We start from the raw sequence: 18,254 nt of genomic DNA on the forward strand, positions 1-18,254 counted from the left end.
CCCGCCAGCCTGACCAGCCCGATGGGAACCTCCGTGACGCTCGTCAAGGACTCCGCACCAGCCCGGCAGGCAAGCCCCGCCGCCCCCGCCACCCGCGGGCGGCGGGGCCGCCGGGAGAACCTCGCCGGCTATCTCTTCATGTCCCCGTGGATCGCGGGCTTCCTGCTCCTGACCGCGGGCCCCATGGTCGCCTCGCTCTACTTCGCCTTCACCGACTACAACCTCTTCAACAGCCCCAAGTGGGTCGGCCTCGACAACTTCACCAAGATGTTCGACGACCCGCGCTGGCAGAAGTCGGTGCAGGTCACCGCCAAGTACGTGGTCATCGGCACACCGCTGAAACTGCTCCTCGCGCTCGGCGTCGCCCTGCTGCTCGCCCAGAGCCGCCGCGGCCAGGCCTTCTACCGGGCCGCCTTCTACGCCCCCTCGCTCATCGGCGCCAGCGTCTCCGTCGGCTTCGTCTGGCGGTCGATCTTCTCCGACGGCGCCGTCGTGGACCGCACCCAGTCCTTCCTCGGCTTCCACGTCGGCGGCTGGGTCGGCAACGCCGACTGGATCCTGTACAGCCTGGTCGCGCTGACCGTCTGGCAGTTCGGGGCGCCGATGGTGATCTTCCTCGCCGGGCTCAAACAAGTGCCGCAGGAGCTCTACGAGGCCGCCGAGATGGACGGCGCCGGGCCCCTGCGCAAGTTCTGGAACATCACCCTGCCGATGATCTCCCCGGTGCTGTTCTTCAACGTGCTGCTGGAGACCATCCACTCGTTCCAGATCTTCGGCTCGGCGTACGTCATCTCCAACACGTACTGCGGCCCGGCCGACGCCACGCTCGTCTACACCTGCTACCTCTACCAGCAGGGCTTCAAGAACTCCCAGATGGGATTCGCCGCCGCGATGGCCTGGATGCTGCTGCTCGCGGTGGCCCTGGTGACGGCCGTCCTCTTCTGGTCCCAGAAGAAGTGGGTCCACTACGAGGAGGACGCCCGGTGAGCGCTGCGACCACCCCCAAACCCCTGGCCGCCGACCGGAGACCCCTGGCCACCGTCCTGGGCCGCAGACGGGCGGGCTCGCTCGCCTGGCACCTCGGCGCCCTGCTGATCCTCGCGGTGATCCTCTACCCCGTCGCCTGGGTGATCGGCGCGTCCTTCAAACCCAGCAAGGACATCATCAACAGCCTCCAGCTGTTCCCGGGTCACCCCATCCTCGACAACTTCAAGGGCCTCGCCGACGGCATAGCGGACATCGAGATCTGGACCTTCTTCCAGAACTCCCTCTTCTACGCCCTCGGTGCCGTCGCCGGCGTCCTGATCTCCTGCTCCCTGACGGCGTACGCCTTCGCCCGGATCCGGTTTGCCGGGCGGAACCTGCTGTTCAGTCTGATGATCGGCACGCTACTGCTGCCCTACCACGTGCTGCTCATCCCGCAGTACGTGATGTTCCAGAAACTGCACTGGATCAACACCTACGCGCCGCTGCTGATCGGCAAGTACCTCGCGACGGAGGCCTTCTTCGTCTTCCTGATGGTCCAGTTCATGCGCGGACTGCCCCGCGAACTCGACGAGGCCGCCCGGCTCGACGGCTGCGGGCATCTGCGCATCTACTGGTCGATCGTGCTGCCGCTGTGCCGCCCCGCGCTCATCACCAGCGCGATCTTCACCTTCATCAACGCCTGGAACGACTTCATGGGCCCGCTGATCTACCTCAACGAGCCTGGCAAGTACACCGTCTCGCTCGGCCTGATGATGTTCCGCGACTCCGACGGCGTGGCCGCCAACTACGGCGGCATGATCGCCATGTCGCTGGTCGCGCTGCTGCCGGTGCTGCTGTTCTTCCTCGCCTTCCAGCGGTACCTGATCGACGGCATGGCGACCTCCGGACTGAAGGGCTGAGGCCATGGCCGACGTACGGGTCAGGGCACGCCGGGAGTCCGCCTTCGCGGAGGGGTTCGGCGTCTTCGCCGAGTGCCTGCTCACCGGGGTGTGGATCGCGGTGGCCTCCCTGGGAGTCGTCACCTACCCGGCCGCCCTCGCCGCCGGTGCCCGGCACCTGAGGCGCCGTACGGCCCACGAGGGCGGCGGCCTGCGGGAGTTCGCCCGGGACTTCCGGGCCGCGCTGCGCGGCGGATGGATCGCCGGGGCCGTCGGGTGGGCCGCGGTGGCCGTGCTCCGGGTGGACGTCCAGGCCGTGCGCGCCGGGCTGCCCGGTGGTCCGTTCGTCGGTGCCCTGGGGCTGTTCGCACTGATCGGCCTCGCCGTCGCCGGACTGCGTGCGGCCGCGGTCTGGACACCGGGGGACACCTGGCGCGCCCTGCTCGCGGACGCGGGACGCCGTACGGTGCTCGACCCCGCCGGATCCTTCCTGCTCGTCGGCGGAGCGGTCCTCGTCGCGTGCTCCGCTCTGGTCATCGCGCCGCTCGCGGTACCCGTACTGGGGGCCGTCGCGGCGGCGGCCGTCGCCGTGGAGGAACGCTACCGGCACCGCTGACCGGCACCTCTGACCGGCGGTGCCTTCGACGACCAGGGTCGGCGCCTCAGCGCAGTACCCGACCATGTCATGCCCCTGACCGCCCTGCCCTGACCTGCTTGCCCCGCTCCGACCTGACCGCTCTGCCCTGGTCCCTCTGCCCTGACCACCCCGCACTCGCACGGAAAGGAAAGGACATGTCCCCCATCCCCCGCAGGTCCCTCCTCAAAGCGGCGGCCGTCGCCGGAGCCGCCGCCCAGTTCAGCTGGGCACTGGCACCGCAGGACGCCCAGGCCGCGCCGAGAGCCGGGGCCGCCGACGCGGACCCGGTGACCCTCGACTGGCTGGAGGACGGCGGTCTCGGCGCGGCGCCCGGCTCCACCGTCGGCGTGCCCTGGCCGATGGGCGCGTTCCCGGCGGACCAGGAATTCGCGCTCACCGACGAGGACGGCACGGCCGTACCCGTGCAGTCCTGGCCGCTCGCCCAGTGGCCCGACGGCTCCCTCAAGTGGACCGCGCACGCCGTCTCCTCGGGCGGCGGAAAGCTCACCCTCACGGCGGGCACGCCCGAGGCTCCCGGCAAGAAGGTCACCGTCGACAGGAGCGGTGGCACCATCGACGTGTCGACCGGCGTCATCACAGCCAGGATCGGCAAGGACGGCGCCACGATCGTCAAGTCGGTCAGCCGCGGGTCGACGGAGATCGCGAAGAACGGCCGGCTCGTCCTCATCCGCCAGCCCGGGATCGAGGACGAGGACCAGGGCACGGTGAAGACCGAGCGGTTCGAGGGCGCGATATCCGACGTCACCGTCGAACAGGACGGCCCGGTCCGCGCCGTCGTCCGCGTCGACGGCAAGCACCGCAGAGGAAGCCGCAGCTGGCTGCCGTTCTCCGTCCGCCTCTACTTCTACGCGGGTGCCGACTCCTTCCGCATGGTGCACACCATCACTTACGACGGCACCCAGGAACCCGGCAAGGCGAGCGGCGACTTCATCCGCGGCCTCGGCGTCCGCTTCACCGTCCCGCTGCGCGACGCCGCCTACGACCGGCACATCCGCATCGGCGGCGAGGGCACCGGACTGCTGCGCGAGGCCGTCCAGGGCATCACCGGACTGCGCCGCGACCCGGGCGCGGCCGTGCAGGCGGCGCAGTACGCGGGCCGGAAGCTGCCCGATCCGGCCACCTGGGACCAGCGCGTCACCACCCGCCTCCAGTACATCCCCCACTGGGGCGACTACACCCTCGCCCAGCTCTCCGCCGACGGCTTCACGCTGCGCAAGCGCACCAGGAAGGGCTACGGCTGGATCGGCGCCGGAGGCGGCGGGCGGGCCTCCGGGTTCGGCTACGTCGGCGGAGCGAGCGGTGGATTCTCCTTCGGCCTGCGGGACTTCTGGGAGAAGCACCCGGCCCAGCTCGACATCCGCGACGCCCACACCGACGCCGCCGAGGTCACCCTCTGGCTCTGGTCGCCCGAGGCCCAGCCCATGGACCTGCGCTTCTACCACGACGGCATGGGCCAGGACACCTACGCCGAACAGCTGGAAGGCCTCAACATCACCTACGAGGACTACGAACCCGGCTTCGGCACCCCCTACGGCATCGCCCGCACCTCCGAACTCCTCTTCTGGGCCAACGAGTCGACCCCGAGCGCCGAGACCCTCGCCGAACAGGTCGCCGCCGTACGCGTCCTGCCCCAGCTCGCCGCCCCGCCCGCCCAGCTGATCAAGGCCAAGGTCTTCGGCCCCGGCCTGTACTCCGAGCCCGACCGCTCCACCCCGGCCAAGGCGAAGATCGAGGACCACCTCGACTTCCTCTTCACCTACTACAAGGACCAGGTGGAGATGCGCCGCTGGTACGGCTTCTGGGACTACGGCGACATCATGCACACCTACGACACCGTCAGACACGTCTGGCGCTACGACATCGGCGGCTACGCCTGGGACAACTCCGAGCTCTCGCCCGACCTGTGGCTCTGGTACGCCTATCTGCGCTCCGGCCGCGCCGACATCTTCCGCTTCGCCGAGGCGATGACCCGGCACACCGGCGAGGTCGACGTCTACCACCTCGGCCAGTGGGCGGGCCTCGGCACCCGGCACGGCGTGCAGCACTACGCCGACAGCGCCAAGCAGCAGCGCATCGCCAACACCACCTACCGGCGCTTCTACTACTTCCTCACCGGCGACGAACGCGTCGGCGACCTCATGCACGCCAACGTCGACTCCGACGAGACCTTCCTCGCCCTCGACCCCCTGCGCAAGATCCGCACCGACCCGTACACCCCGGACCGGCACGCCCTGTCGATCGGCTTCGGCACCGACTGGAGCGGCCTGGTGTCCGCCTGGCTCACCGAGTGGGAGCGCAGAGGACCCAAGTGGGAGAAGGCCAGGGCACGTGTCCTGTCCACCATGGAGACCATCGCCGCCCAGCCAAACGGCTTCGTCCAGGGCAGCGGCCTGTACGACCTCGACACCGGGAAGTTCGCCGTCGCGGCCACCCCGGTGGTGTCCGTGTCCCACCTGTCCGCCGTCTTCGGCCTGAACGAACTGTGCGCCGAACTGATCCACCTGGTCGACATGCCGGCCTTCACGTCGGCCTACCTCGACTACTGCCGGTACTTCAACGCCACCAAGGCCGAGCAGGCGGCCCGCTACGGCACCAACTTCGGCACCCTCCTGCTCTTCCAGGGCCACGCACGCCTCGATGCCTACGCCGCCGTACAGACCGGCGACACGGCGCTCGCCACACGCGCGTGGACGAAGTTCTACTCCTCCGACGGCTACACCGAGTCGGCATCCTGGAAGACCGAGAACCTGACCGGCCCGCTCACCCTGGTCCCCGGCAGCGAGGCGAGCTGGGTCTCCACCAACGACACCGCCCTCTACGGCCTCGCCGCGATCGAGATCCTGGCCCTTCTCGGCGACCGGATGCCGTCGTAGGAAGCGGTTTGTAGGAAGCCCGCGGAGCCCTGTATTGTTCAGTCCGTTCCCGGGCGATTAGCTCAGTGGGAGAGCGCTTCGTTCACACCGAAGAGGCCACTGGTTCGAACCCAGTATCGCCCACCGGGAAAAGGCCGGTCCGCAAAGGCGGACCGGCCTTTGCGCACACCAAACCCCGGCGTGACACAAACGCCCCGAGCCAATCCAGCCAGGGCACAACCATCTCCCTCAGGGGCGCGGGGAACTGCGCGACAAGCCACAACGCACCCGCCCCCGACACGCAGGCGCAGCCAGCAGCACCCCAGACCGCCGAAAGCGGGCCGCTCAGGCCACCGCTCAGGCCGCTGCAGCCAGCCCCGGCCGCACAGGCCAAGACGTGTCGACAACCTCAGGCGCCCCGCTACGAGCGAACCACGCCTGAAGCCCCCGCGCCTGCGCGGCATGCCACTCGCACTGCAGCGCATGCAACTCCGCAGGAGACAGCCGCTCCAGCCGCGCAGCGAACCGCCGCCCCACCGCCCGCACCACCTCCAGCGCGGCCAAGGCATCCGCGGAGGCGTCATGCGCCCCCTCCAGCGTCACGCCGTAGTGCTCGCACAAGTCGGTGAGCGTGCGCCGCCCCTTGCGGTAGCGGTCGAGGTGCTTGTCCAGGACCCGGGGGTCGAGCACCGTCAGCGGCGCCGACCCGAACCACGCGTCGAGCGACGAGGCGCGATGGCGGCGCAGCTCGCGGTCGAGGAGGGTCAGATCGAACGGCGCGTTCATCACGACCACCGGGAGCCCCGCCGTGGCCTGTTCGGCGAGCACCTGCGCTATCTCGTGGACCACCGGCGCCGGCCAGCGGCCGTTGCGCTGGAGGTGATCCTCCGTCAGCCCGTGGACTGCCGTTGCCGCTTCGGGCACCGGCACGCCCGGGTTCACCAGCCAGCGGACCGCCCGGGGCCGGGCGCCCGGGGTGTCCTGGACGACGACGGCGGCCGACACGATCCGGTCGGTCTCGACGTCGACGCCCGTGGTCTCCGTGTCGAAGGCCGCCAGGGGCCCCTCGTACCAGCACGTCATGCCACCACAACTCCTCGTTCACCCATGGCAGCTGACATTCCGTCTTCTGCCCGTTTGGTGATACCCGGGCCGTTTGCGCGGTACGCCGGAAGGACACAACACGAATGCGGGTCTTTGCAGTTCAGCGGCCCGCTGCGGGTAATTCACACGGCATCACGGAAGGCTGCTCGGTCATGGCGATAGCGCAGCCCGAGCGGGGCGGGCTGCTGCCCGAACGCACGGGCCCCCGGCGCGGCACGCTCGCCACCACCGCCTGCATGGAGACACTGCAGGTGGGTTATCTGCACGCGGTCGCCGCGGCGGCGGGCTGCTCGTTGTCGCAGCCCTTCCCGGACAACGGCATCGACTGGCACGTGAGTCACAGCGCGCCCGGCCACACCGTCGACGACGAGGTGACCATCAAGGTGCAGCTGAAGGCCACGTACCAGATCGCCCCCAACCCCCCGGGACACTCCTTCTCCTTCACCCTCGACAACGACCATCTGCGCAAACTCGCCCGGACCCCGGTCTCCGTGCACAAGATCCTCGTCGTGATGCTCGTGCCGCGCTCCCAGGACGACTGGCTGCGCGCCAGCCACGACCGCCTCGACCTGCGGCACTGCTGCTACTGGGTCAACCTGGCCGGGCACCCGGTCACCGGCCGGACCCGCACCACCGTGCGGGTACCGACCACCCGGATCTTCGACGACCGCGCGCTGTGCGAGATCATGACGCGGGTCGGGACGGGAGGCCGACCATGACGCACCGCCCCCTCGACGAGCCCCTGAGGGAGGTCCGTCCGCACCCGGCCGACCCCTCCTGGCACCGTCGGCCCGAGCCCGCCGACGTCGATCCCGCCGTGCTCGGCGCCCTGCTGCACCGGCACGGCTGGCAGCGCCGTGGCGGCGCCCCCGGGCGCTACGGCCGCTGGACCCCGCCCGGCCCCGGGGGCGGCGGGACCAGCCTGCTCGTACCGGAGAGCCGCTCCTTCCCCGACAGCGACGACCTGCTCGGTGAGGCGCTCGTCGCCCTCGCCCGCAGCGACACACCCTCCGCGCGCGAGGTGCTGATCGGCCTCACCGTCCCCAGTGACGAGATCCGCTGGTGGCGGGACGCACCCGGAGGCCCCGCCGGGGCCTCCCCGTGGACCGCCGAGGAACAGTTGCGCACGGCTGCCCGCCAGTTGCTGCTCGCGGGCGCGCTCGCCACGCGCGCGTGTGCCGGCTACCACGGCGCCCGGCACCGCCGCCCGGCCGCCGCGCTCCTGGAGCACGTCCTCGTCGGCACCGCCTCCGGCGGCCGCCGCCTCACCGCCTTCGTGCCCGTCGACACCGGGCGGCCCCTCGCCGCACGGCTCCACCAGGCCCTGTACGCCACCCGGGAGGCCATCGACTACCAGCGGGCCACCGGCGGCATGGACGCCTTCGACGGCGCCGTCGAGGCGGGCGTCAGCCGAGAGCTCACCGAGGCTCTCGTCGCTCTGGTGCGTGGCACGGAGGGCGCCCGGATCGCCCTCGAATGGGCCCCGGCCGCCGGGGTCCCCGAGGGCTGCGCCGCCACCGCCGAGCCCGTCGAGTTCTCGCCCGGCGACCTGCCCGCGCTGCGTGAGGCCGGAGCCCGCTATCTGCGCGAGGAACCCTCGGTGTCCGTCCGGATCACCGGTACCGTCGTCCGGCTGCGCAGGTCCGGGCCGCGCGGCCCGGGCAGCGTCCGGCTGCGGGTGATCGGCGGAGCCGAGGTGCCGCACGTCCGGCTGACCCTGGACGAGGACGACTACCGCACCGCGGGCCACGCCCACCTCGCCGGACTGCCGGTGCGGGTGCACGGGCGGCTGGAGAGCAGGGGCGGTTTCCGCAGACTGACGGGAGCCCGGGACGTCGCACCGGTGCAGGTGGACGAGGCCGAGCGGGACCGGCTGATGAAGTTCCTCCAGGAGAGCCCGGACTTCTTCGAGGACGGCTGCGAGGGAGAATGATTTCGCGGTCGGGGGTACGGGGTCGGTACGATTCCGTCCTGCGCGCGCTCTTGGTATGGCGCCGCACCACCCAGCAGTCAGGAGAGACCGGTGTCAGAAGTCCGTGTGATCATCCAACGCGATTCCGAGCGGGAAGAGCGCGTGGTGACGACGGGCACTACGGCCGCCGACCTCTTCGCCGGCGAGCGCTCGGTGATCGCCGCGCGGGTGGCCGGAGAGCTCAAGGACCTCGCCTACGAGGTCAAGGACGGCGAGACCGTCGAGGGTGTCGAGATCACCTCCGAGGACGGCCTGAACATCCTGCGCCACTCCACCGCGCACGTCATGGCGCAGGCCGTGCAGGAGATCTTCCCCGAGGCCAAGCTGGGCATCGGCCCGCCGATCAAGGACGGCTTCTACTACGACTTCGACGTCGCCCGGCCGTTCACGCCCGAGGATCTCAAGGCCGTCGAGAAGAAGATGCAGGAGATCCAGAAGCGGGGGCAGCGGTTCTCCCGCCGCGCTGTCACCGACGAGGCGGCCCGCGAGGAGCTCGCCGACGAGCCGTACAAGCTGGAGTTGATCGGTCTCAAGGGCTCCGCGTCCACCGAGGACGGCGCGAACGTCGAGGTCGGCGCGGGCGAGCTGACCATCTACGACAACCTGGACGCCAAGACCGGCGAGCTGTGCTGGAAGGACCTCTGCCGCGGTCCCCACCTGCCCTCGACCCGCCTCATCCCGGCGTTCAAACTGATGCGCAATGCGGCCGCCTACTGGCGCGGCAGCGAGAAAAATCCCATGCTCCAGCGCATCTACGGCACCGCCTGGCCGACCAAGGACGAGCTGAAGGCGTACCTCGACTTCCTCGTCGAGGCCGAGAAGCGCGACCACCGCAAGCTCGGTGCCGAACTGGACCTGTTCTCCATCCCCGAGCAGATCGGCTCCGGCCTCGCCGTCTTCCACCCTCGCGGCGGCATCGTCCGCCGGGTCATGGAGGACTACTCGCGTCGCCGCCACGAGGAGGAGGGCTACGAGTTCGTCTACACCCCGCACGCCACGAAGGGGAAGCTCTTCGAGACGTCCGGACACCTCGACTGGTACGCCGACGGCATGTACCCGCCCATGCAGCTCGACGAGGGCGTGGACTACTACCTGAAGCCCATGAACTGCCCGATGCACAACCTGATCTTCGACGCGCGCGGTCGCTCGTACCGTGAACTGCCGCTGCGTCTCTTCGAGTTCGGGACCGTGTACCGGTACGAGAAGTCCGGCGTGGTGCACGGCCTGACCCGCGCCCGCGGCTTCACCCAGGACGATGCGCACATCTACTGCACCCGCGAGCAGATGGCGGACGAGCTCGACAAGACGCTCACCTTCGTGCTCGACCTGCTGCGCGACTACGGTCTGACCGACTTCTACCTGGAACTGTCCACCAAGGACGAGACCAAGTTCGTCGGCTCCGACGAGGCTTGGGAGGAGGCCACCCGGACCCTCCGCGAGGTCGCCGAGAAGCAGGGCCTGCCGCTGGTCCCCGACCCGGGCGGCGCCGCCTTCTACGGCCCGAAGATCTCCGTCCAGACGCGCGACGCCATCGGCCGCACCTGGCAGATGTCCACGGTCCAGCTCGACTTCAACCTGCCGGAGCGCTTCGACCTGGAGTACACGGCGGCCGACGGCAGCAAGCGGCGTCCGGTCATGATCCACCGCGCGCTGTTCGGCTCGATCGAGCGATTTTTCGCGGTCCTGCTGGAGCACTACGCGGGCGCCTTCCCGGCGTGGCTGGCTCCGGTCCAGGCGATCGGCATCCCGATCGGCGACGGACATGTCGAGTATTTGCAGAGGTTCGCCGCCGCGGCGAAGAAGCGGGGCCTGCGCGTCGAGGTGGACGCGTCGTCCGACCGTATGCAGAAAAAGATCAGGACCGCGCAGAAGCAGAAGATCCCGTTCATGATCATCGTCGGTGACGAGGACATGAACGCGGGAACGGTGTCCTTCCGCTACCGCGACGGGTCGCAGGAGAACGGCATCCCGTTCGACGAGGCCATCGCGAAGATCGTGAAGGTCGTCGAGGAGCGGACGCAGGTCTGATCGCGCCGTAGCCACCGGCCGGCCGTAGCCACCGGCTGCAGCCCCCGGGGAGTTCACCTGACGCTGACTCTGTCGGGGATCTTGAGGATCCCCGGCGGGGCAGCATGATCAACGGGCATGCTCGGCTCTGTTCAAGGACCGATGCAGTTGTCGAGGTGCCCGTTGTCGCTTCACGCCCGTTCTGGTGAGCAAGTCCCTTCTCTGACCATGCAGATGGCGCGGGCGAGCAACCCGAGCGGTACAACGGCGATGTGGGTGAGAGACCGCCTGGGCGGGCTGTGGCGTGACGAGGACTTCGCCGACTGGTACCCCCGCGACGGCCGCCCAGGGCTCTCGCCCGCCCAGCTGGCCACCGTCTGTGTGCTCCAGTTCCTGCTCGGTCTGTCGGACCGGCAGGCGGCCGAAGCGGTTCGCTGCCGCATCGATTTCAAATACGCGCTGGCCATGGAACTGGACGATCCCGGCTTCCACCACAGCGTGCTGGCCGACTTCCGCGACCGTCTCACCGAGGACGGCCGAGCCGACCGTCTCCTCGACCTCGCGCTCGAACGCCTGAAGGAGGCCGGTCTCGTTCGCGAACGCACCACCCAGCGCACGGACTCCACCCACGTCCTGGCCGCGGTGCGCGACCTGACCCGGCTGGAACTGGTCACCGAGGCCGTCCGCGCCGCGCTGGAAGAGCTGGCCGGCACCGCTGATCACCTGCTGGCCGGCCTGGTGGACGAGGAGTGGGGGCGCCGCTACGGCCGTCCGGTCCGTCTGGGCAAGAACCCCACCCGCCCCAAGACCAGAATCCTCGCCACCGGAGGCGACGCCGTCCGGCTGATCGAGCACCTCGGGCAGCACGGGCCGGAACGCCTGTCAGGGCCCCGCGTCCAGGCCCTGCGGCAGATCATGGTGCAGAACTACTACCGTGACGGGGCCGGGCGCCTGCGCTGGCGCACCGTGGAGGACGGCGGGCTGCCGCCCTCGTCCGTCGCGGTCGTCTCGCCCTACGATCCGACGGCCCGCTACGCGCGCCGCGGACACGTCACCCGTTGGAAGGGGTTCGTCGCGCATCTCACCGAGACCTGCGATCCCGACGGCGTCAACGTGATCACGGATGTGGCCACCACCGATGCCACCGGCTACGACGCGAAGGCTCTGCCCGGCATCCACACCCGGCTCAAGCGCCGCGGGCTGCTGCCCGCCGAGCATCTGGTCGACGGCGGCTACACCTCCCTGGTCCATCTGGAACAGGCAGCCCGCGAACACCAGGTCACGGTCACCGGACCACTGCCGGTCAACACCACCCGCCAGAACCGCAGGAACAACGGGTTCGGCCGCGACGACTTCCACATCGACTTCGACCGTCGGCAGGTCACCTGCCCGCAGGGCGAGACCAGCGCGGGCTGGCACGGCCCCTACCCGACTTCCTCGCCCACGGCGGCACCTCTGATCGTGGCCCGGTTCACCAAGAGCCAGTGCCGGCCCTGCCCGGTCCGCACCCGCTGCACGACCACCGCCGACAGCGCCCGGAGCGTGGGCTTCCCCCCGCGAGAACTCCGTGACCTGCAACTCCGAGTCCGTGCCGAGCAGCAGACACCCGAATGGCAGGCTCGCTACGCGGTCCGCTCCGGAGTGGAAGGCACCATCAACGAGCTCGCCCACGGACACGGCATGCGCCACTGCCGCTACCGGGGACAGCACAAAGCCCACTTACAGCACGTGTTCACAGCCATCGCTGCAAACATCGAGCGCCTCAGCCGACGGCCGCCGACCGGAGAAGCGCCTCCGTCCCGACGGCCGACCGCCTTCCAGAACTACCTGGACCAGCACGGGATCCCCCGGCCGAGGTCTTGGCGGTCCGCCAGAGACTGAGCAGACCGCCAAGATCCCCGACAGAGTCAGCGTCAGTTCACCTCCCCGGGGGCTGCATGTCGTCCTCCCGCGCGAACACCTGGAGCAGCCACGACGAGAACGACCCCGTGACCGCGCCGAGCAGCGCCAGCCCGCCGCCCATCACGCCGACCGCGATCACCCGGCCCCACTTTGTGACGGGCGTGGCATCGCCGTAGCCGACCGTCGTGAGCGTGGCGCAGGCCCACCACAGGGAGTCGCCGAAGGTCACGATGGTCGCGCCGGGCGCCCCCCGCTCCTGCTGGTAGACGGCCAGCGCCCCGGTGAAGCCCAGCAGCGTCGTCGACAGCCCGGCGTAGGCGATCACCCGCGCGTACAGCGGGAGCCGTGGCTTCCCCTGCCTGTGCTGCACACGCTCGTACAGCTTCACGAACCGCAGCGGACGCAGCAGCGGCAGGATCACGACGACGGTGTCCACCGGATGTCTCCGCACGAACCGCCGCCCCATGCCGCTCAGCCGCCAGCGCACCGCGTAGTCCACCCAGAACACCGCCCAGCAGGCCAGCAGCACCGCCAGCCACGTGTGCCGCCAGGCGTCCCCGAGACCGACGGCCAGCACCAGCACCGTGTACGAGGCGAGGAAGAGCGCCGACGCCAGGGCGAGAGGGCCCTCGGTGCGCCTCTCCCAGCGTTCCGTGCGGTCCGCGGCCACGGCGCCGGTCGTGCGGCTGTCGTCGTCCACGCGCCCAGCTTGACCCTCGATCCCGGTCCGGGAACCCCGGCGACACGCCGCGAACGGGCGAAGCCATATGCTGCCTTGCATGACGAGTGAGCCGGAACAGCAGATCGGAGTGGGTACCCAGGACGCGTTCCAGCGCCTGTGGACGCCCCATCGGATGGCCTACATCCAGGGTGAGAACAAGCCGACCGGACCAGGCTCCGGCGACGGCTGCCCCTTCTGCTCGATACCGGCCAAGTCCGACGAGGACGGTCTGATCGTCCGGCGCGGTGAGCAGGTCTACGCGGTGCTGAACCTGTACCCGTACAACGGCGGCCACCTCATGACGGTGCCGTACCGCCACGTCGCCGACTACCCCGACCTGACGAGTGCGGAGACCGCCGAACTCGCGGAACTGACCAAGCAGGCGATGACCGCCCTGCGCACCGCCTCGGGCGCCCAGGGCTTCAACATCGGCATGAACCAGGGCGGGGTGGCCGGCGCGGGCATCGCGGCCCACCTCCACCAGCACATCGTCCCGCGCTGGGGCGGCGACACGAACTTCATGCCGGTGGTGGGCCACACCAGGGTGCTGCCCCAGCTCCTTGCAGACACCCGCACCATGCTGGCGGCGGCCTGGCCGGAAGCCTGACCTATGAGGCCGACGCCGAGATGATCAGCCCGTCCGGCGTTTGAGGACGAGGCCCGGTCAGGGCCGAAGGGGGGCCTGGGGGCACAGCCCCCAGGCCATCCACCCGCACCGATGACCCGCCGAACCGCCGGAGGCATCACGCGTCATACAAGTCGGCCTTCTTGGGCGTAACATCCTGCACCGCCCCGCTCAGCGCCGAGGACCGCGACCCGAACTTCGTCGTGTCCACGCCGTTGTCGTTGAGCACCCGGATCGCCGCCGAGTGCACCACCCGCAGCACCGGAGTCGCCGCCCGCAGCGCGTCGTCGGCCATGAAGCGGTGCCGCCACGGCTGGTCCGCCCACGCGTGCCGCAGCCCGAACGGCTCGGGCAGGGCCAGCGAGCCGCCGAGCCAGTTCAGTGCCGGCGGATACCAGGTGAGCGGCGCCCGCACGGCGAGCCGTACCACCTCGTCGCTGTTGACCAGGGGCAGCTTGATCGACCGTGACTCCCACGGCTTGAAGGTCTTCTGGACGCTCTTCGTGGGTGCCGAGGGCTTCCCCATGAACACCCCGTTCACCGGCCCCAGCGCATGCCCCGTGACCTCGATGCGCAGCGTCTCGTGCAGCACCGTCACGGTGATCATCATGGTGAGGATCAGCTGTCCGTCCCAGAGCACCCACTGCACCCCGAGGTAGTGCCGGTCGCCCGCGCCGAACTGCTGGTTGTTGCAGATCTCCTGCACGGCGTGCGGCTTGACCTGGTACGCCTCCACGTCGGTGCCGTCGGGACGGGACACCGCGCCCGCGTTCTCGCCGACCGGGGTGACGATCCAGTGCTTTATGGACGGCCTGGGGAAGCCGCCGGTGTGCAGGGGGCCGCGGGTGAGCCTGCCGAGCTGGTCGTGGATCGCGCGTATCACGTCCCAGCTGCGGAACGGGTGGATCTCCTTGGTGGGGTCGGCGGGCACCAGGTCCTCGGCGAGCTGCCAGCTGCCCCAGCGGGTGCCCATGCCGAGTATGCCCTTGGGACCGGCGTAGAAGGCGGAGTTGGACTGCTGCTCCGCGCTGAGCTTGGCCAGCGACTGGCGTAGTTGCTCGGCCGCGTTCTCGCCGGGGCTGCTGGGCACCGCCTCGGGCACCTTGGCGCCGATGCCGCTGCCGGAGAGCAGGCCGTCCCAGCGGGCCCGCAGATCCTTCGCGGTGCCCTCGCAGATCCGCTTGGCCGTGAACCAGCCGATCACCGGCATCGCCACGCACAGCCGCGCGTACCACGCCCAGAACCCGGTGAACGGCATCTTGATCAGGAAGAGCACGGCGAGGACGCCGACCCCGACGAGCAGGGCGGTGGCGAGCGCGGAGGAGCGCTTGTTGGTGCTCTTCTCGACCATGGCCCGGGCCTGGAAGACCCCCAGCCAGACCGCGAGGCCGGGCAGGAAGGCCAGTCCGCACAGTGCCATCACGGCCGTCAGCTTGTTGTCGCGTTCGCGGCGGATGCGGTTGGCGGCCAGACAGTGCTCGACGACGACCTGCGGCTCCACCCCGAAGGCCTGGATGAGCGCCTTGCGGCCGCTGCCCAGCATCCGGTCGACCACCGCGCGCGAGTACGCCTCCCCGAGATTGGGGCGGAAGATCGAGGCCCAGGGCCGGCCGTCTTTGACGGTGGACTGGTGCCACTCGTTGTCGGCCTTCTTTATCTCCTCCATGGGGTTGTCCCGGTAGGCGGCCGAGGCCAGCGCATAGGTGGGCGTCTGTCCCTCGTCGCCGGTACGCGGCACCTGCGGACCGAAGAAGTCCGCGTACCCGCCGTCAGTGCTCATTCCGCCCCCCATCGCCACAGCCCCGCTTCTGCGGCCTTCCCGACTTCCTTGCTCCGCACACCTGTTGATCAGGTGATGAGCGTATCCGTCCGTGGTGACCGTTCGTCGGCCAACGGCCGAACGCCCCTGTCTCCGCGCCCTTTTCACTTCCCCTGCGCCGCCGCACACCCGAGTGCTACCAGGGCGCGGGGATGCGCACACGCCCGACTGCTACCGGCCGCAGGAGTGCGCACACACACCGGTGCCGGGAGCCGGGACCATATACAGCGACAGCGGTCCGCGAACTCCCGGCACCAAAGGGGCGGTTACGAGGATTCCTCGGCCTCCGCACGGATCTTCTCCGCGACCTGCTGCGGCATCGGCTCGTGCCGCGCGTAGGAGCGGTTGAAGCGGGCCGTGCCGTGCGACAGCGAGCGCAGGTCGACCGAGTACCGGCCGATCTCGATCTCCGGCACCTCGGCCCGGATCAGGGTGCGCCCGCCGTTGGTCTGCTCGGTGCCGAGCACCCGGCCGCGGCGGCCGGAGAGGTCGCTCATCACGGCGCCCACATAGTCGTCGCCGACCAGCACCGTCACCTCGGCCACCGGCTCCAGCAGATGGATCTTCGCGTCGCCCGCGGCCTCCCGCAGGGCGAGTGCGCCCGCCGTCTGGAACGCGGCGTCGGAGGAGTCCACCGAGTGCGCCTTGCCGTCGAGCAGGGTGATCCGCACATCGACCAGCGGATAGCCGGCGGCCACGCCCTTGAGGGCCTGGGCCCGTACGCCCTTCTCCACGGACGGGATGAACTGCCGCGGCACCGCGCCGCCGACGACCTTGTCCACGAACTCGATGCCCGAACCGCCGGGCAGCGGCTCCACCTCGATCTCGCAGATGGCGAACTGCCCGTGCCCGCCGGACTGCTTGACATGCCGCCCGCGCCCGGCCGACTTGGCGGCGAAGGTCTCCCGCAGGGACACCTTGTACGGCACGACGTCGACCTGGACGCCGTAGCGGCTGCGCAGCCGCTCCAGCGCTACGTCCGCGTGGGCCTCACCCAGACACCACAGCACCACCTGGTGGGTGTCCTGGTTCTGTTCGAGACGCATCGTCGGGTCCTCGGCGACCAGCCGGCCGAGGCCCTGGGAGAGCTTGTCCTCGTCCGGCTTGCTGTGTGCCTGGATGGCCAGCGGCAGCAGGGGGTCGGGCATGTCCCACGGTTCCATCAGCAGCGGGTCGTCCTTGGCCGACAGTGTGTCCCCGGTCTCGGCGCGGCCCAGCTTCGCCACCGACGCCAGATCGCCCGCGATCACATGGGTGACCGGCCGCTGCTGTTTGCCGAACGGCGTGGAAAGGGCCCCGATGCGCTCGTCGACGTCGTGGTCCTCGTGCCCGCGGTCGGCGAGCCCGTGACCGGAGACGTGGACGGTCTCGTCGGGGTGCAGGGTGCCGGAGAACACCCGGACCAGGGAGACCCGGCCGACATAGGGGTCGGACGAGGTCTTCACGACCTCGGCGACCAGCGGCCCGTCCGGGTCGCAGAGCTTCAGCTCGCGCGACTCCCCGCCAGGTGTGGTGACCTGCGGCGCCTCGCGTTCCAGCGGCGTCGGGAACCCGCCTGTGATCAGTTCGAGCAGCTCGACCGTGCCGAGCCCCTGCTTCGCCCCTTCGGCGGCGGGGGCGGCGGCCAGCACCGGGAAGAACACCCCGCGCGCCACGGCCCGCTCCAGGTCCTCGACCAGCGTCTTGACGTCGACCGGTTCACCGCCGAGATAGCGGTCCATGAGGGTCTCGTCCTCGCTCTCCGAGATGATCCCCTCGATGAGTCGGTCGCGCGCCCCGGCGATCCGCTCCAGCTGCTCGCCCTCCGGCTCGGACTCGGCGCGCTCCCCGGAGACGTAGTCGTACAGCTTCTGCGACAGCAGGCCGGTCAGCCCGGTCACCGGTGCGTGTCCGTCGGCGCCCTGCGGGCCGTACAGCGGCAGATACAGGGGCAGTACGGCGTCGGGGTCGTCCCCGCCGAACGCCTCGGCGCAGACCCGGGTCATCTCCTCGAAGTCCGCGCGGGCCGCCTCCAGATGGGTGATGACGATGGCCCGCGGCATCCCGACGGCCGCGCACTCCTCCCACACCATCCGGGTCGAGCCGTCCACGCCGTCGGAGGCCGAGACGACGAAAAGGGCCGCGTCCGCCGCGCGCAGACCGGCCCTCAACTCCCCGACGAAGTCCGCGTAGCCGGGGGTGTCGAGAAGGTTGATCTTGAACCCGTCCCATTCGACGGGCACCAGGGAGAGCTGCACCGAACGCTGCTGCCGGTGCTCGATCTCGTCGTAGTCGGAGACGGTGCCGCCGTCCTCCACACGGCCCGCCCGGTTGACGGCGCCCGCGGTGAGCGCGAGAGCCTCCACCAGAGTCGTCTTGCCCGAACCGGAGTGGCCGACCAGCACCACATTCCGTACGGACGCGGGATGGTCGGCCGCCGTAGCCCTGCCGGCGGCCCCGGGGTGTGATTGAGCCTTGTCGCCCATGGCCTTTGCCTCCCTGTTCGGTGAGGTCACAGTGGGCGCGGGCACGACGGTTCCTGCCCCGGACCAGGTCCGGGAGGTGCCCCAGCGACGGCGGCTCCGGCGACGCCCGCGGTTCTTCGAGCTTTCCACTCCCGTCACTGGCCGTCCATACGACGGACGCGATCGTGCCACCCGGCCCGTGGAAGGGGCCGCAAGACTGGGCCGGACGGCCCGCGACAGGCCTGTGACCTCGCCGCCTTCCGTCCGGGACACATGGCCCGGGTG

13 protein-coding genes and 1 tRNA gene are annotated in these 18,254 nt (G+C 70.2%); 10 read left to right on the forward strand and 4 right to left on the reverse strand.

The features are described from left to right. The first annotated feature begins 21 nt into the window (after positions 1 to 21). The 5 genes from ACSYGN_RS33530 (at position 22) to ACSYGN_RS33550 (ending at position 5,519) form a co-directional block, all read left to right on the forward strand. Positions 22 to 987 carry a carbohydrate ABC transporter permease gene (locus tag ACSYGN_RS33530; RefSeq protein WP_460402337.1) on the forward strand — a complete coding sequence of 322 codons (966 nt, stop codon included), beginning with the start codon at positions 22 to 24 and terminating at the stop codon, positions 985 to 987. Next, on the forward strand, positions 984 to 1,886 hold the full coding sequence (locus ACSYGN_RS33535) for a carbohydrate ABC transporter permease (RefSeq protein ID WP_460402339.1): 903 nt from the start codon (positions 984 to 986) through the stop codon (positions 1,884 to 1,886). Before ACSYGN_RS33530 ends, ACSYGN_RS33535 begins: the two co-directional genes overlap by 4 nt. 4 nt (positions 1,887 to 1,890) lie before the next feature. Further along, a complete protein-coding gene (locus ACSYGN_RS33540) occupies positions 1,891 to 2,481 on the forward strand; it encodes a hypothetical protein (protein WP_460402341.1) in 591 nt (196 codons plus the stop codon). Between the two features lie 176 nt (positions 2,482 to 2,657). Next, positions 2,658 to 5,396 carry an exo-rhamnogalacturonan lyase family protein gene (locus tag ACSYGN_RS33545; protein ID WP_460402343.1) on the forward strand — a complete coding sequence of 913 codons (2,739 nt, stop codon included), beginning with the start codon at positions 2,658 to 2,660 and terminating at the stop codon, positions 5,394 to 5,396. A 51-nt stretch (positions 5,397 to 5,447) separates the two neighbouring features. Continuing rightward, a tRNA-Val gene (locus ACSYGN_RS33550) sits at positions 5,448 to 5,519 on the forward strand. 213 nt (positions 5,520 to 5,732) lie between these two features. On the opposite strand, the gene ACSYGN_RS33555 is transcribed toward ACSYGN_RS33550, so the two are convergent. Further along, on the reverse strand, positions 5,733 to 6,458 hold the full coding sequence (locus ACSYGN_RS33555) for an exonuclease domain-containing protein (RefSeq protein ID WP_460402345.1): 726 nt from the start codon (positions 6,456 to 6,458) through the stop codon (positions 5,733 to 5,735). 173 nt (positions 6,459 to 6,631) lie between these two features. On the opposite strand from ACSYGN_RS33555, the gene ACSYGN_RS33560 reads away from it, so the two are divergent. The 4 genes from ACSYGN_RS33560 (at position 6,632) to ACSYGN_RS33575 (ending at position 12,339) form a co-directional block, all read left to right on the forward strand. Continuing rightward, entirely contained in the window at positions 6,632 to 7,198 is a 567-nt protein-coding gene (locus ACSYGN_RS33560) for a DUF4365 domain-containing protein (RefSeq protein ID WP_460402347.1), read from the forward strand. After that, positions 7,195 to 8,412 carry a hypothetical protein gene (locus ACSYGN_RS33565; RefSeq protein ID WP_460402350.1) on the forward strand — a complete coding sequence of 406 codons (1,218 nt, stop codon included), beginning with the start codon at positions 7,195 to 7,197 and terminating at the stop codon, positions 8,410 to 8,412. The genes ACSYGN_RS33560 and ACSYGN_RS33565 overlap by 4 nt, the downstream gene beginning before the upstream one ends. Before the next feature lie 90 nt (positions 8,413 to 8,502). After that, entirely contained in the window at positions 8,503 to 10,479 is a 1,977-nt protein-coding gene (thrS, locus tag ACSYGN_RS33570) for a threonine--tRNA ligase (protein ID WP_460402352.1), read from the forward strand. Between the two features lie 207 nt (positions 10,480 to 10,686). Further along, positions 10,687 to 12,339: an IS1182 family transposase gene (locus ACSYGN_RS33575; protein WP_460391610.1), complete on the forward strand. Its 1,653-nt coding sequence runs from the start codon at positions 10,687 to 10,689 to the stop codon at positions 12,337 to 12,339. A gap of 37 nt (positions 12,340 to 12,376) precedes the next feature. Here the strand turns inward: ACSYGN_RS33575 and ACSYGN_RS33580 are convergent, their stop codons facing one another. After that, positions 12,377 to 13,060, reverse strand: a complete 684-nt coding sequence (locus ACSYGN_RS33580; protein WP_460402354.1) for a potassium channel family protein — start codon at positions 13,058 to 13,060, stop codon at positions 12,377 to 12,379. 67 nt (positions 13,061 to 13,127) lie between these two features. On the opposite strand from ACSYGN_RS33580, the gene ACSYGN_RS33585 reads away from it, so the two are divergent. Then, positions 13,128 to 13,688, forward strand: a complete 561-nt coding sequence (locus ACSYGN_RS33585) for an HIT family protein (RefSeq protein ID WP_460402356.1) — start codon at positions 13,128 to 13,130, stop codon at positions 13,686 to 13,688. Between the two features lie 136 nt (positions 13,689 to 13,824). Here the strand turns inward: ACSYGN_RS33585 and ACSYGN_RS33590 are convergent, their stop codons facing one another. Beyond that, on the reverse strand, positions 13,825 to 15,486 hold the full coding sequence (locus ACSYGN_RS33590; protein ID WP_460402358.1) for a hypothetical protein: 1,662 nt from the start codon (positions 15,484 to 15,486) through the stop codon (positions 13,825 to 13,827). Between the two features lie 305 nt (positions 15,487 to 15,791). Further along, complete coding sequence (locus ACSYGN_RS33595) at positions 15,792 to 17,990, reverse strand: elongation factor G-like protein EF-G2 (protein ID WP_460403897.1); 2,199 nt, start codon at positions 17,988 to 17,990, stop codon at positions 15,792 to 15,794. Positions 17,991 to 18,254 lie beyond the last annotated feature (264 nt).

This window comes from Streptomyces sp. YIM S03343 (genome assembly GCF_054729195.1).

Excerpts from the sequence above, each read along its gene's own strand:
- ACSYGN_RS33530 (WP_460402337.1), top strand. The coding sequence starts at position 22 with ATGGGAACCTCCGTGACGCTCGTCAAGGACTCCGCACCAGCCCGGCAG.
- ACSYGN_RS33540 (WP_460402341.1), top strand. The coding sequence starts at position 1,891 with ATGGCCGACGTACGGGTCAGGGCACGCCGGGAGTCCGCCTTCGCGGAG.
- ACSYGN_RS33545 (WP_460402343.1), top strand. The coding sequence starts at position 2,658 with ATGTCCCCCATCCCCCGCAGGTCCCTCCTCAAAGCGGCGGCCGTCGCC.
- ACSYGN_RS33555 (WP_460402345.1), bottom strand. The coding sequence starts at position 6,458 with ATGACGTGCTGGTACGAGGGGCCCCTGGCGGCCTTCGACACGGAGACC.
- ACSYGN_RS33560 (WP_460402347.1), top strand. The coding sequence starts at position 6,632 with ATGGCGATAGCGCAGCCCGAGCGGGGCGGGCTGCTGCCCGAACGCACG.
- ACSYGN_RS33565 (WP_460402350.1), top strand. The coding sequence starts at position 7,195 with ATGACGCACCGCCCCCTCGACGAGCCCCTGAGGGAGGTCCGTCCGCAC.
- ACSYGN_RS33575 (WP_460391610.1), top strand. The coding sequence starts at position 10,687 with ATGCAGATGGCGCGGGCGAGCAACCCGAGCGGTACAACGGCGATGTGG.
- ACSYGN_RS33585 (WP_460402356.1), top strand. The coding sequence starts at position 13,128 with ATGCTGCCTTGCATGACGAGTGAGCCGGAACAGCAGATCGGAGTGGGT.
- ACSYGN_RS33590 (WP_460402358.1), bottom strand. The coding sequence starts at position 15,486 with ATGAGCACTGACGGCGGGTACGCGGACTTCTTCGGTCCGCAGGTGCCG.
- ACSYGN_RS33595 (WP_460403897.1), bottom strand. The coding sequence starts at position 17,990 with ATGGGCGACAAGGCTCAATCACACCCCGGGGCCGCCGGCAGGGCTACG.